This is a genomic window from Agarivorans sp. MS3-6 (assembly GCF_054112545.1).
On sequence record NZ_CM134202.1, the window covers coordinates 2,304,459 to 2,319,112 of the forward strand.

Annotated in this window: 10 protein-coding genes; 2 read left to right on the forward strand and 8 right to left on the reverse strand. The window is 42.8% G+C overall.

Going from position 1 to position 14,654, the window contains the following annotated elements; all coding sequences use genetic code 11:
• Positions 1-1,789 precede the first annotated feature (1,789 nt).
• Positions 1,790-2,410 (reverse strand): trimeric intracellular cation channel family protein, encoded by a 621-nt coding sequence (locus ACVFI8_RS10595; protein WP_248713558.1) that lies wholly within the window; start codon positions 2,408-2,410, stop codon positions 1,790-1,792.
• A gap of 116 nt (positions 2,411-2,526) precedes the next feature.
• Positions 2,527-3,357 (reverse strand): ammonia-dependent NAD(+) synthetase, encoded by an 831-nt coding sequence (gene nadE, locus ACVFI8_RS10600; RefSeq protein ID WP_248713559.1) that lies wholly within the window; start codon positions 3,355-3,357, stop codon positions 2,527-2,529.
• 145 nt (positions 3,358-3,502) lie between these two features.
• Here nadE and pyk point away from each other — a divergent pair, with 145 nt between their 5' ends.
• Positions 3,503-4,939, forward strand: a complete 1,437-nt coding sequence (pyk, locus tag ACVFI8_RS10605; protein ID WP_248713560.1) for a pyruvate kinase — start codon at positions 3,503-3,505, stop codon at positions 4,937-4,939.
• Between the two features lie 106 nt (positions 4,940-5,045).
• On the opposite strand, the gene ACVFI8_RS10610 is transcribed toward pyk, so the two are convergent.
• A complete protein-coding gene (locus tag ACVFI8_RS10610) occupies positions 5,046-5,729 on the reverse strand; it encodes a DUF2786 domain-containing protein (protein ID WP_248713561.1) in 684 nt (227 codons plus the stop codon).
• Between the two features lie 165 nt (positions 5,730-5,894).
• Positions 5,895-7,589, reverse strand: coding sequence for a mechanosensitive ion channel domain-containing protein (locus ACVFI8_RS10615; RefSeq protein ID WP_457873786.1), 1,695 nt, complete (start codon positions 7,587-7,589; stop codon positions 5,895-5,897).
• A gap of 237 nt (positions 7,590-7,826) precedes the next feature.
• On the opposite strand from ACVFI8_RS10615, the gene ACVFI8_RS10620 reads away from it, so the two are divergent.
• Positions 7,827-8,654, forward strand: a complete 828-nt coding sequence (locus ACVFI8_RS10620) for a hypothetical protein (RefSeq protein WP_457873787.1) — start codon at positions 7,827-7,829, stop codon at positions 8,652-8,654.
• 37 nt (positions 8,655-8,691) lie between these two features.
• Here ACVFI8_RS10620 and trpB read toward each other — a convergent pair whose 3' ends face one another.
• The 4 genes from trpB to ACVFI8_RS10640 all read right to left on the reverse strand — a co-directional run bounded on the left by trpB (position 8,692) and on the right by ACVFI8_RS10640 (position 14,616).
• Positions 8,692-9,915, reverse strand: coding sequence for a tryptophan synthase subunit beta (gene trpB / locus ACVFI8_RS10625; RefSeq protein ID WP_248713564.1), 1,224 nt, complete (start codon positions 9,913-9,915; stop codon positions 8,692-8,694).
• Between the two features lie 155 nt (positions 9,916-10,070).
• The gene (gene glmU / locus ACVFI8_RS10630; RefSeq protein ID WP_457873788.1) at positions 10,071-11,432 is read right to left on the reverse strand and encodes a bifunctional UDP-N-acetylglucosamine diphosphorylase/glucosamine-1-phosphate N-acetyltransferase GlmU; all 1,362 of its coding nucleotides are present in this window, start codon (positions 11,430-11,432) and stop codon (positions 10,071-10,073) included.
• Between the two features lie 91 nt (positions 11,433-11,523).
• Positions 11,524-12,963 (reverse strand): ATPase RavA stimulator ViaA, encoded by a 1,440-nt coding sequence (gene viaA, locus ACVFI8_RS10635; protein WP_248713566.1) that lies wholly within the window; start codon positions 12,961-12,963, stop codon positions 11,524-11,526.
• A gap of 3 nt (positions 12,964-12,966) precedes the next feature.
• Positions 12,967-14,616 carry an ATPase RavA domain-containing protein gene (locus ACVFI8_RS10640; RefSeq protein ID WP_248713567.1) on the reverse strand — a complete coding sequence of 550 codons (1,650 nt, stop codon included), beginning with the start codon at positions 14,614-14,616 and terminating at the stop codon, positions 12,967-12,969.
• Positions 14,617-14,654 lie beyond the last annotated feature (38 nt).

A 14,654-nucleotide genomic window follows, 5' to 3' on the forward strand; every position in this document is an offset into this window, starting at 1 on the left:
TAGTGTTTCCTCTTCCCAAATCCTTTGGGCTATCCTTTAGCCTTCTTTGGCATAAGCGTTCATCCTAAACACTTGCTCTCTCCATCCTGGAGGTGTCCTTTACTTCATCCTGAAGCTGTTGGGTATGCTGCTCTCAAGCAATCCTATGCTGATTTCCTAGCTCATCTACCTTGATAAGCCTGCTCTTCCTGAGCGGTGCATCCTAAATACCGTGGCATCTTGCCCTGACTCTTCCTAAGCCTTGGCTCGTCCTGATGGGTAGTACTTTACGCTTTTGCTTTTACTATCCCAGTAGCAAATAGTAAATAATTTCACTTTTTATTCTTCGCTGATCAGCGCTTAAATATAAGCAATTGAAATTAAAGAATTAAATTAAAATTCAATTTAATTTTCGCTGACATAGCCCCACGTAATCAGGGCGGATCTCTCACAAGACGCTGGGCGAATAAAGCAGTAGTAAACCAGTCACCAGCAAGATAAAAAGCTAAATAAACCTAGTTATTCAAGCCAAATAACTGCCGACATCGAAAAGTATGCATAAAACACCGTAATACAGATACGTTTGCGCCAGGAAGGCCAATCGCCAAAAAGAAAAGGGCGACACCGAAGTGTCGCCCTTAGAGTAGTCTTATCGCTCTGGTCCATGAACGTTAGTTGCTCCTTGCAATCCTTTTTAGACTGTTTCACACCTATCCGTAGTGTTTCCTCTTCCCAAATCCTTTGGGCTATCCTTTAGCCATCTATGGCATAAGCGTTCATCCTAAACACTTGCTCTCTCCATCCTGGAGGTATCCTTTACTTCATCCTGAAGCTGTTGGTACTTTGCTTTCTAGCAATCCGATGCTGACATCCTAAACTCATCGACCTTGATAAGCCTGCTCTTCCTGAGCGGTGCATCCTAATACCTTGGCGTCCTGCCTAATTCTTCCTGAATTCTTGTCTCGTCCTGATGGGTAGTACTTTACGCTTATCCAAATAAAAGCCCAGTAAGACAAAAATAAAAATATCCGCCCAACGCTATTACTTAAGAGGTAATCACAGTTAACACACTGAATAGTAATAATAAAAAACGCTCAAGCCTGACAAACAAAGAGACTTATCGGCATATTTAGATGGCCGATCTCTCACACTACTTCAGGTTGATCGCCAAATAACCTTCTAGGCTTACCCCACTACAATCAATAATTAGTCTACTGATTGTCACTTATAAAGGATAAAAATCTAAATAGGACGTATTCAGTTTCAGCATCACTTAAAATAATCGGTGACATTTAAACAATAAAAAACCCAGCACATGGCTGGGTCTAGAAAAAGGTCGGGGCGACACTTACGTGTCGCCCCTAGTAGTCATATCGCTCAAGTCCGTGAACGGGTAGTTGCTCCCTGCAATCCTTTTTGACTGTGTTACTACTTCCTGTAGTTATCCTTTTCTCAAATCCTTTGAGCTGTCCTTTAGCCTTCTATGGCATAACCGGTTATCCATACCAGTTGCACGTCTCCTTCCTAGGAGGTGTCCTTTTGCTACATCCTGTAGCTGTCCTTTTTAGCTCCTGCTACGTATATCTTCCTGATAAACGTCAGTGCCTCCGTGCAGAACTAACTATACGTATTTTAAATTTTAGAGAAAGCAGCATTTCAAAAAAAGTTTCATTTATTTTGAAAAAAATATTAATGAATTCGTAAACTATTGAATAACATGATTATTATTAAAAAACTTGTGTTCATGCTACGTCTATCGCGCACACCCATGTAAGAGATCTCGCACACGACTTGCAGAGTTAGTGGTTTATTAACGATTTTTAGACAATTTGGGCAAAGATAAGTGATAGCGAATAGCCACCAAACGAATAGTTAGCGCGGTGATGATGCAACTAGCGGTAACTACCGTAGTAGAAAAACCAAGATGAATGGCTGCAACCCACACCAAGCCACCGACAATGCACGCCGTCGCATAAACTTCTCGTTGTAATACTAAAGGAACCTGATTGGCCAGCACGTCGCGGATCATCCCACCTCCGCAGGCGGTAATTACCCCCATCGTAACGGCGACAATCATTGGCGCCCCCGCTTGCAACGCTTTATCAGCACCTATCGCCATAAACACTGCCATACCAACAGCATCAGCGACGGGCAATAACCAACGAGGCGGCGTAGGAAAATTATTCAACAACAATACTGCGCTTAAGCTTGCTATCAATATTACCCACAGATACCAACCATTCTCGACCCAAAAGACCGGGCTAACTCCTAGCGCCATATCTCGGATAGTGCCCCCCCCAATTGCAGTAACACAGGCCAGGACTAAAGCGCCAAACAAATCCATTTTTCTGCGGCTAGCTATCAATACACCTGAGATAGCAAAAACCGCAGTACCAAATAGATCGAGACTAAAAATGATGGTGTTGCCCAATGTCGATTCCTCAAAAAATTCGGCTGCAATTAGACAACATGTATCAATAACAATATAGGATGCAGATCAAACAAAGCCGAACCCTAATCAGTTCGGCATAGATAAACCGATTAGCCTCAATCGTAGATAGTGGGAATAGCCTGACGCTTGTGTTGAGTACGCTGATAGATCGCTATCAGTTTTTGCTCAACGGCGCTATCAACCGTTTTACCTTCGAGAAAGTCATCTATTTGGTCGTAAGTTACACCTAAAGCGACCTCATCGGGTAGTTGTGGGCGATCTTCCTCTAAGTCTGCCGTTGGCGCTTTGCCAATTAGGGGTTCAGGCGCCCCTAAATAGCCAGCCACTTGACGAACCTGACGTTTGTTCAAGCCAAAAATGGGGGCTAAATCACAAGCGCCGTCGCCATGCTTAGTGTAAAAGCCGGTTAAGTTCTCTGCCGAGTGATCTGTACCAATCACTAAAGCGCCAGTGAGGCCTGCAATTTCGTATTGAGCAATCATTCTCATTCTTGCTTTAACATTACCCTTAGCAAAATCTACCGCAGCTTGCTCTGGTATGGCTAAGCCTGCAGCTTGCAAGCTTGAGCTAGCACTTTGATGCAATCCTTCTGTACCATCCTTAATATTGGTGGTAACAATATAAGATGGTTTAATAAATCCAAGTGCGAGCTGCGCATCTGCTTCATCTTTTTGCTCGCCATAAGGTAGACGCATGGCAATAAAGCGATAGTCTTGGCTGTTAGTTTGTTCATTTAGCTGTTCTACCGCTAACTGAGCTAAACGCCCAGTAGTGGTAGAGTCAACGCCACCACTAATTCCCAATACTAACGTTTTTAAACCGGCTTGTTGTAGACGCGCTTTGATGAAATCAATGCGGCGGGCCACTTCATATTCCGGATCAATCTCTGGCAGTACTTTCATCTCTGCCAATATTGCTTGTTTCATCTTCTACCTCACAGCAAATGTAATCCCTAAGGGGCAATGTACTTGAGAGATAAAAAAAAACCAAGAGACAAGCTGATTTACATATAATTAAAACAGCAAGTAAAGAATTTGACAGATTACTAACTTCATTTTAAGGACAATTAATATGCTAAGACGCACCAAAATAGTTACCACCTTAGGCCCCGCCACCGATCGTGATGATGTTCTGGAACAATTAATACTCAGCGGCGCAAATATGGTGCGTCTCAACTTTTCTCATGGCTCTGCAGAAGATCATCTGGCTCGTGCGGCTAAAGTGCGTGAACTCGCTGCCAAGCATAAACTGCATATTGCTATTCTCGGTGACCTTCAAGGTCCTAAAATTCGCGTTTCTACCTTTAAAGACGGCAAAGTGAAGCTCAATGTGGGCGATAGCTTTTTGCTAGACAGTGACCTTGGTAAAGGTTTAGGGGATGAAAAACAGGTTGGTTTAGATTACAAACACCTGCCGAACGACGTAGAGCCTGGCGATACTTTGTTGCTTGATGATGGTCGTATTCAACTAAAAGTGGTGGCCGTAAACGGTAACCAAGTGACCACCGAGGTAACCATTGGTGGAATACTGTCAAACAACAAAGGCATCAATAAATTAGGTGGCGGGCTTTCAGCTGCCGCTTTAACCGCTAAAGACAAAGCCGACATACTGACTGCAGCTCAAATAAAAGTGGATTACCTGGCAGTGTCTTTTCCTAACAGCGGTGAAGACATGCACTATGCGCGTCGACTTACCCAACAAGCTGGCCTTGCCACGAAACTGGTAGCAAAAGTAGAGCGCGCCGAAACGGTGGCCACCGAAGAAGCGATGATCGACATTATTAAAGCTTCAGATGCGGTGATGGTAGCGCGTGGTGACTTAGGGGTAGAAATTGGTGACGCCGAGCTGGTTGGCGTACAGAAAACCTTGATTCGCTTAACCCGCAAATATAATCGCGCAGTGATTACTGCCACTCAGATGATGGAATCGATGATTAGCGCGCCAATGCCTACCCGCGCTGAAGTCATGGATGTTGCCAATGCGGTATTAGATGGCACCGATGCGGTTATGCTTTCAGGTGAAACGGCAGCGGGCCAATATCCCATAGAAACAGTACAAGCGATGGCATCGGTATGTGTTGGCGCAGAAAAACAACGCAGTATTAACGTATCAAAATACCGAATTAACGATATCTTTGAGAGCATTTCAGAAACGGTAGCCATGAGTACCATGTTTGCGGCTAACCACATGAAAGGCATGAAAGCGATTATCGCCTTAACCGAGTCGGGCAGTACCCCGCTGCTTATGTCACGCCTAAGTAGTGGCTTGCCTATTTTCTCTATGTCTCGCCATCACACGACATTAAGCCGTTGTGCACTATATAGAGGGGTGTACCCCATCTATTTTGAAGAGGCCAACGAGGATATTATTTCGGTATCCAATAGCGCGATCAATTTATTGAAAGAACAGGGCTACCTAAATAAAGGGGATTTGGTGATTTTGACTCACGGTGATGTGTTTGACCAAACCGGCCATACCAATACCAGTAAGATACTTAAGGTAAGTTAAACACAGCAATTAGAGTCACTTATTAATTCAAATTGGTGCCGTAAGTGACTCTATCAAAGGCTACATAAATACCGTTATCGAATCATTAATTAGTTGTAGTAGCTTTTTAACGGCGTAATAAGCCGGCCGTACGGGTACCTTCAACCGGGCGGTTAACAGATAACTTGCGACCTTTTTTTATGCCAGTTTGAAAATCTGGTGTTAACTGACCCATAGAAGCCTTAATTTTAGCTTTAAACGTTTCTCTATCTAGCTTTTCAAACATCTCATCTAGATAATCATCCATATGCTCATTACGGCCATCTTTAGTTAAATCTGGCAGTTTTTCTAGAGCCCCTTCTAACCAACCCGCGGTGTAAGAAGAAACACGTCGAGCGAGGGTGACACTGTCGGTCCCCGAACCCGCAAAACTATTGCGGAACGACCCAACCTGTTGATTCATTTCTCGGTAAACAATATCAAATGCAAAAGCGGCAAATACTGCCCGCTCCGCTAAACCGACGAATTCAGCGCGCTTTAAGCCTTTGTGGTTAACCAGCACAGCTTCTACGCCAAACTTAGAGTTAATGCCTCTAATAATGCGTAATATGTTTTCGCTTACACTGGCTGGTAACAGAGTTTGAGTTGATGTTTTCCCCATCTGAATAAGCTCTATATCAGCTTGGTCTAAACCATGCTTCAGCATTAAACGATGAGCCATGCGAATAGCCTGAGCAGCCTCATGAACGTTTGAGGAATTACCCAGTTCTAAACACTTTGCAATTTTTTCTAAGGCACGTTCTCGACTCACGTAACTACAACAAGCTCTGTTCAAAAATGAAGCGCTATTTTACTGACTTTGGCCAAATTTTCCAGTTATAAACCGCGTTGTTGTAATGCTAGTTAAGCAAAAGGCTTATCGAAAACGATAAGCCTTTTGAATATTCGACAATTAACGGCCAATAACTACAAAAATTTATTTTTCTATTTGCGCTGCTTCTGCCGTTGCCGGATAAAAGTGAACATCGCGCTGCGGGAAAGGAATCGATATACCATCGCGATCAAAGCGCATTTTCACTTCTCGCGTGATATCCCAGTAAACATCCCAGTAATCATCTGTTTTTACCCATGGGCGCACAATAAAATCAACCGATGATTCATTTAGTACATGCAGTTTAACCACTGGCTCAGGACTGTTTAATACAAGAGGGTGATTCACTAACAGCTCCATTAGTACCGCCTCGGTTTTCTCAATATCATCGGAATAGCCGATACCAAATATTAGGTCGACACGACGCAATTTTTGAGCAGTAACATTTTTAATCACATCCCCCCAAATTTTGCTATTGGGAATCACCAAGGTTTGATTATCGATGGTTAAAATAGTGGTTGAAACAAGGTTCATGCTCTTCACCTTACCAAATACACCGCCACCCACTTCAACCATGTCTCCCACATCATAAGGACGATAGATAAGAATCATCATACCTGCGGCAAAATTACCTAACGTATCTTGCAAAGCAAAACCGATAATGAAACCAGCCACACCTAAACCAGCCAAAATAGGCGCCAGAGAAATGCCCACCTGAGCCAAGGCAAACAAAATACCTATGATAATAACCACTCGCGCCACTGAAGAAATAATCATATCTTTCATTAAAGAAGATAAATTAAGTTTCGATGAATCTAAACTCTTGGTCATCAACTTACGAACTAAACGCGATAAAGAGCGGAACAGATAATAAATACCCACCAGCAAAATCAGCTTAAATATCCACTCTCCACCATGATCAACAAAATATTCAGTTAAACGCTCAACCCAACGTTTGGCAATGCCTCCCAGTAGGTTGACATCCAAGACGTCGGTGGTAATTTGGCCACCCAATTTCAGTAGGGTTTGCTGATAGAACGACGAGTCAAAACCCAGTTGAGTCAAAAAATCTACCGTCAATTTAAAACTAAGCCCCGCGACGGCGAGTCGCTCAGTCACAACTGCGAGTTGATCTTTAAGGGCTTGGTCATCAGGGGTGATTTTGATTAGCTTTGCTAACTCTTCACGCTTTTTCCCCACTAAACCTACCATGCCAGAGAATGATTCAGCTCGGCTATAAAGGTGGTTGATTAGGTAATCTTTCTCCGTATCAACATCAAACCCCAAAGCTTGTTGATTGTTAACTTGCTGCACCATCGCAGAGTAAATAACATCAGAACTAGCAAGATGCTCAGCATACAGCTGAAAGGCTCCTACGCTATCAGCTTCTTCACTGGCATAGGCTTGGTTAAACAGCAATTGTTTCTTATCAATCGCCTTAACTAACTCTTTATTATTTTTTTCTATAATCACTTCAAGCTGAGCTAACACCGTTTGATCAGCAGCTAAGCCCAATGATTTTTGTTCGATAAGGTATTTAGATAGTTGATCTATGGTATCAAACGCAGAAAGGTGCCTTTCTAATAAACGATAAGATAAGGCTGCCTGCTCGATGCTTGATACTTGATTTTGACTCGCTTGAATTCTCTCTATACGTTGTTGCTGACGCTGATATTTGTCCAGCAACATTTGCGCTTGGTCACCACCAGAATCGACCGCATAAGCCGAAAAAATACATGAACAGAACAACAACACAATCAGTTTAATCGTGCCTAAGTGTCCAAAACCATCCTTTAGCATTACCGCCTCCAATAAGCCTTACTGTTATTTGTTGATTTACACGCTTAACTAATAGCAGCTAACCACGCACAACTCTAGCTTTGGCTAGATAAAATCATCTGCCCACTAAAAATTAGCTAGCCTTTATATTTTACTATCAAGTTTAAGTGCTTATACTAACAATTAGCTCACAATGATGGTGACAAATGAGAAATAACTATAGCCAAGCGTTATTTCAAACAGCAACAAGGACAGTATATGAAATTCAAGCAAGGGCTTTGCCTCGCCATATTAACCAGCCTATTTAGTGCCTCTTCAATAGCTGGAGAATGGGTGGTAAAAGCAGGCGGTTTTTGGGCGCAAACTGATTCATCTATCTCAACCAAGGCTTTCGATAACCAAGATATCGACTTAGACTTTGAAGACACCTTAAACCTTGAAGAAAACCAGTTCTTACCGTTCTTTGAGGTCGGCTATAAATTCAATGAACGCCACGCTGTTTATGCTGACTGGCGACGCTTACATCGCGCGGCGGAAACCAAATCCACGTTTGGCTACACACTGCCTAATAATCCCGATAAAGGCATTGTAGTAGGCGCTAAAATAAATACCCGTATGGATATTGATATTCTACGAGCAGGCTACGGTTATTCTTTTTACAAAACAGATGCGCTTGAAGTAGGTGGCTCGCTAGGCTTACACATTATGTTTATTGAGATGGGCTTTAGCGGAGAAATAGCCGGCTGTTTAGACAATAACGGAACCATTACGTGTGATAGCGCCAATACCGATGGAGAAGTGGTGGATGAATCAACCACGGCGCCGCTGCCAGACGTAGGTTTATGGTTAAACTACCATATCTCTGAAGATTGGATCTTTGGCGGTCATACTCAATTTTTCTATATAAAAATTGATGGAACCAGTGGCTATTTAGCCGATTTGAATGCCTCTGTTTCTTATAGTATCAATCCAAACTGGAGTGTTGAGCTAGGTTATAACTATTACCTAGTAGAAGCAGACTGGAGCGACACAACCCTTAAATACAATTATAAAGGCCCGATGCTTAACGTGGCTTATAAGTTTTAAGTGGCTGGGCCACAAGCCTGAGCTTGTGGCCTCCCTCCTATAGCAAATCGGCAATACCGTATTGCTCACCATAGTTTTCTACCACAAAGTCGATATCTTTATCACCTCGACCCGATAGGTTGATTAGCATAGAACCTTTAATGCCTTGCTTGGCTAAGTTAATGGCGTGTGCCACAGCATGAGCAGATTCAATTGCTGGAATTATCCCTTCTAAGCGTGATAACTCAAAAAACGCATCGATCGCTTCTTTATCACTGACCACGCCATATTGCACCCGCCCTAAATCTTTTAAATAGGCGTGTTGCGGCCCCACCGAAGGATAATCTAAGCCACTGGCTACTGAGTAAACTTGCTGAGGCTCCCCTTGGTCATCTTTTAACATATAAGAGTGGAAGCCATGCATGGTACCCGGTTCACCTTTAGTTAAAGTAGCGGCATGCTCACCAACTTCATCTAAACTGCGGCCAGCTGGCTCACAACCATGCATTGCAACAGTTTCATCTTCTAAAAAGGCACTAAACAAGCCCATGGCATTTGAGCCGCCGCCAACACACGCCACTAGGTTATCGGGCAATTTACCGGTCATCTGCTGAAACTGCTCGCGCGCTTCAATACCGATGATGGACTGAAAATCTCTAACCATCATCGGGAACGGGTGTGGCCCAACGACAGAACCAATGGCATAAAGTTGAGTATGAGGATCGGCCATATACGCTTGAAAGGCGCTATCTACAGCTTCTTTAAGAGTTTTTCGACCATGACTTGCAGGGATAACCTTGGCGCCTAGTATGCGCATTCTAACCACGTTAGGATGCTCTTTAGCGATATCGACTTCACCCATGTGAATATCACACTCTAAACCCAGTAAGGCAGCAGCAGTGGCCAGTGCCACCCCATGTTGGCCAGCCCCTGTTTCAGCGATAACTTTAGTTTTCCCCATTTTTTTAGCTAACAGTACTTCGCCTAAACAATGGTTGATTTTGTGAGCACCAGTATGGTTTAAATCTTCACGTTTTAAGTAAATGTCACAACCATAGGTTTTAGAAAGATTTTCGGCATGAAAAATCGGGCTAGGGCGGCCTACGTATTGTTGATATAAACGCGTTAGCTCCGCGATAAACTCAGGATCTTTGCGGATTTCTTGATAAGACTGAGTAATTTCGTTCATTACTGTTTGCAACTCAGGGGGAATAAAGCTGCCGCCATACTCACCAAAATATCCATCATTATTCGGCAAAGCATGTTCAAACTGGTTTTTCATAATCTATCCCTACAGGCAAAAGCTTATTTATACCTAATAAAAATAAGGAATTATGTGCGCTAGTTTATAGCTTCAACTTTTGTTTGGTTTGATAAAATAAGCGCTTAACTAAAAAAAGCGACCTAAGGTCGCTTTTTGCTTAACTTTCAACCACATTAAGATTTTTTAACGGGTCTCTGCCAACCACTTAGGCTACGTTGTTTAGTGCGTGAAATAGCCAATGTATCCGCTTCTACATTACTGGTAATGGTAGAACCTGCACCAACGGTAGCATTTTTACCGACTGTAACAGGTGCAACCAACTGTGTATCGCTGCCAATAAATGCGCCATCTTCAATAATGGTTTGAAACTTATTCACACCATCATAGTTACACGTAATGGTACCAGCACCAATATTAACGTATTCACCTACCGTCGTATCGCCTAGGTAACTTAAATGCCCCGCTTTAGACCCTTTGCCTAATGTAGACTTTTTCATCTCTACAAAGTTGCCCACATGGGCATCTTGCTCAAGCTTTGCGCCAGGGCGTAGCCGGGCAAATGGACCCGCAGAAGCATCAGCGGCTAAACTGGCTTGCTCAATAATGCTATTGGCTTTAATGGTTACATTGTCACCAATTTCACAATCAATCAAAATACAATTGGCTTCAATGGTTACATTGTTACCAATGGTAACTTTACCCTTGATGATAGCGTTTATGTCGATGAAGCAATCGCTACCAATGCTTAGTTCACCACGTAAATCGAAGCGATTAGCATCAGCAAGGCTAAGCCCTTCGCGCAGAAGGCTTTCAGCTTGGGCTTTTTGGTAAGCACGTTCTAAACCATTCAGTTGTACACGGTCGTTAACCCCTTGTACTTCAACAATTGAGTCAGGTTGAACCGCTTGTACTATATTTCCCTCGTTAGTCGCCATTTCGATAATGTCGGTAACGTAGTATTCACCCTGAGCATTATCGTTACTCAAGTTAGCTAACCAGCGGTTAAAATCATTGCTATTGGCAACCAACACGCCGGTGTTTACTTCAGTAATAGCCAGTTGCTCAGCGTTGGCATCTTTATGTTCTACAATGGCGGCAACACTGCCATTTTGTCGAATAATTCGGCCATAACCTGTTGGGTCAGCTTGATCGACTGTTAATAAACCAATCCCCCCTTCTGGCAACGCTTCAATTAAGCGTTGAATAGTCTGCTCACTAATTAATGGCGTATCACCATATAACATCACTACCGCTTGGTCAGGCGCAAAATGAGGTACCGCTTGTTGCATAGCGTGCCCCGTGCCTAGCTGTTCTGCTTGTTCTATCCAATTTAGGCTGGGATCTTGGATTTGCTGTTGAATCAACTCGCCACCATGACCATAAATTAAATGAACCGCTTCTGGTTTTAGCTTTTTAGCGGTATCGATAACATGTTGCACCATCGGCTTATCGGCTAATTTGTGCAGCACCTTAGGCAAAGTTGAACGCATCCTTGTTCCTTTACCGGCAGCTAAAATCACGACACTAAAATTCATTTCTTTTCCTTTTTTAAGGCTAAATATTCCCAGTTAGCCACACCCATTCGATATATCAAACAAGTGTAAGCCAAACGGTACTGCTTTGGAATTAACGTTTAAACAGACGTTGGATGGGTGAACGGGTGTAATCCCAGAGATGGTCAAAAATCTCCATTAACTGTGGATTTCCATAGTTGGACAAATTTAAGGCATGAAAGCGATTTTTTTGTGCTTTAAGTTGTTCAATCTTGGTCAATAAGGCCGCTGGTGGCGCTGGTGCAATAAAATCTGACAACACCACTAAGTCTGCATTTTTATATTTATCATCTAACATTTGCTCAATCGCTTTCTCCAGCGCTGATGGCATGTCGGTGCCACCATGAAAACTGTAAGCAAGAAAATTGAGTACTTCACGTAAACCATCTTTTTTGGTGAGTTCATAGGTAATCAGCTCGGTAGAGAACATAATGACATAACAGTCTCTCTCTTCAGCTAAAGCAATTTGCATCAAACCATAAGCCATCGCTTTGGCACACTTTTCCGGAAACCCCTCCATCGAACCCGAGCTATCGATGGCAAGAATAAACGGCCCTTTATCTAACATGGTTTGTTCAGCGGCTTTTTTGTAGGTTTTTACTTTACGTAACTTACGTTGCTTCCCCTTCATCTGGTAATTCAATAATTGATGATCGACCAGGTGTTTATAGAAAATCACTTCTAGCTCTGGGTAGGCTAAAAACATGGTTTCGTTGGGTAATAATTTGGCGAGATCATCACCTTCATGAATACCAACAATATCGTCGGTAACTTGCTCAAGTTGCTCTTCGACCAGTTGGGTTTCTTCTACCGGGGTATTACTACTATTGGGGTCAATGACTTGGTCAGCCATTCGGCCTAACTGTTCCGCTATTTTTTGTAGGCCTTTTTGTCCTTTTAAAAAAACGGCAAACTGTTGTAAGAGATTAACTTCGTTTTTGCTCAGCTTTGCCGCCGCCATATCCCATAAACGGCCTAACTTACTCGAATCACCAGATTCGGTCATTTCAGGCATCGCCTTTAAGGTATCTACCCGCTGATAAAGATCGGCCAACAAGGCTTGTTTATGCTGTTTCAATTCATTGAGTTGAGCTTGATTTAGCTCTTGGGCGATACTTTCAAACCACTGGTTACAAAAGTAACTCTGAAACATTGGGCTATAGCGATGATGCGGGTGAGCGGCTAATTCATTGGCTTTATGGTAGAAGGCTGAACACACACTTAACTGAATCAGTAAATCATCAACTTGTTGAACAAATGCTGCGCTATCAAGCTCAATAGATTGCTGATATAAGGCTATTTCCTCGGCAAATTTTTCTTCGATAGTCACCTGACCAAGCTGTGAACGAATTTGGCTTTTCCATTTGCTCACTTGGTTTTTCATGGAAGTTTGAATGCCGGGGCTAGATTCGGCAATCATCATTAACTGAGGGCGCATCATCACTTCACGCACCGCTTCCTCTAGCATGCCAGATTCAGCCAACATAACCCCAAATTGCAGGCTATCTAACATGATTTAGCCAAAAAACTCGTTGATATTTCGCATTCTGTAAGCCTGTTTATCCAGTAACCCACTGACTCCTGTGACCATTAACTCAACCTCCATTAAACTGGTTTCTATCGCTTCAGGGAGTTGATTAGCGATAAAGTTATGCGGTAGCGCACTATGGAACTGACCGCGGCAACGTTTAAGTTCAAACTCTGCCTGTTTAATAGTAGCAAGCACACCATCTATTTGCCTCTGCCATCCACTCACTAAATTTTCATCTAGGTGTTGTTGTTTGGCTAAGCCCAATAATAATGGACGATTGGCAATATCTTTAATGACCAACTGGTGGTTAATATCTATTTCAAACTGTAAACGACAGAGCTCTGAGCCTTGGTTGATTAAGCCCATCATATCGCAGCTGCCGCTCTTAATTTTCTTAATGAATTCATCGGCATTAACATAAACCCAGCGCGTTTCGCCTTTGTCTTTTTCACTCACCGACAAATTACTTTGCAAGACCACCAGTTTAAGTAACTCAGCGCCAAATTTGTTTGGCATTCGCTTGGCATCTTTAAAGTCATATTTATACTGATCTTTGCGCAAGCCCGAATCATGACTAAATTGCACCTTGAGCTGTTGGCAAATATCGTCAACCGTTGCCGCATAATGGCGCTCAGCACCCTCAGCTAACTCTTTCAATTTCAGTTGGTCGAAAGCATGATTAATTGCATAATCGCGAATACAGGTTTGCACAAACTGTCGGTCGTCCAGGTTATGCCACAAGCAGTCTTGCAGTAACAATAAATCTAGCGGGTTTATCTCGGAGCGACCATTAAAAAATGCACTGGTTTGCAGCAGGTGTACCGATTTTTTCCAGCGCCTATCAGACACATATAAGTCTGCAATATTGCCATCTACATCGGCTAAGGGTGAGCCTTGTTCAATCAGACCTTTTATTAGGTACATTTTCTCAAATACACTATCGCTCATGCTGACTTGGCTAATTTGACTTTGCCATGTTTGGTATTCGATATCTTTAATCACTAGGTGTTCTGGAATATCTTGTAAGCTTTGGTTGTCTAACAGCAAGGCTCTAAAATTATCTTTATGTTGAATACGGTTAACAAATACCCGCAGTAACATACGGTCGTATAGTGCTTCTAATCCGCTATCTTCTTCAGGCAATTCGTTAGATGCCGAAATCAACAGGCGCATCGGTACCGATAGGTTCTCATTGCCATTTCGAAAAGTGCGTTCATTCACCACTGTCAGTAGCGTATTTAGAATAGCGGGGCCAGCTTTCCAAATCTCATCAAGAAATACGATATGCGCGGTTGGCAAATAACCTTCAGTTAAGCGCACGTATTTACCATTATCTTTTAGTTCTTGAATAGACAGCGGGCCAAACACTTCTTCTGGGGTAGAGAAGCGGGTCATTAAATAATCAAAAAAGCTTTGGCTTTCAAAGGCTTTCACTAAGCGTTTGGCAATCATACTTTTGGCAATGCCAGGCGGGCCGAGTAAAAAAACGCTTTCGCCCGCTAAGGCCGCTAATAAACATAACTTAAAGCTTTCTTCACGCTCGTAGATACCCGCAGACAAAGCTTTAACCAAGCCTTGAATACGCTCTGATAGTAGCGCTTTGTTTGCCTGATTTAATGGCGCAATAGTTGCCATATTCACCCTTTGCTTTGTGTGTCGTTAAATCAACGCTC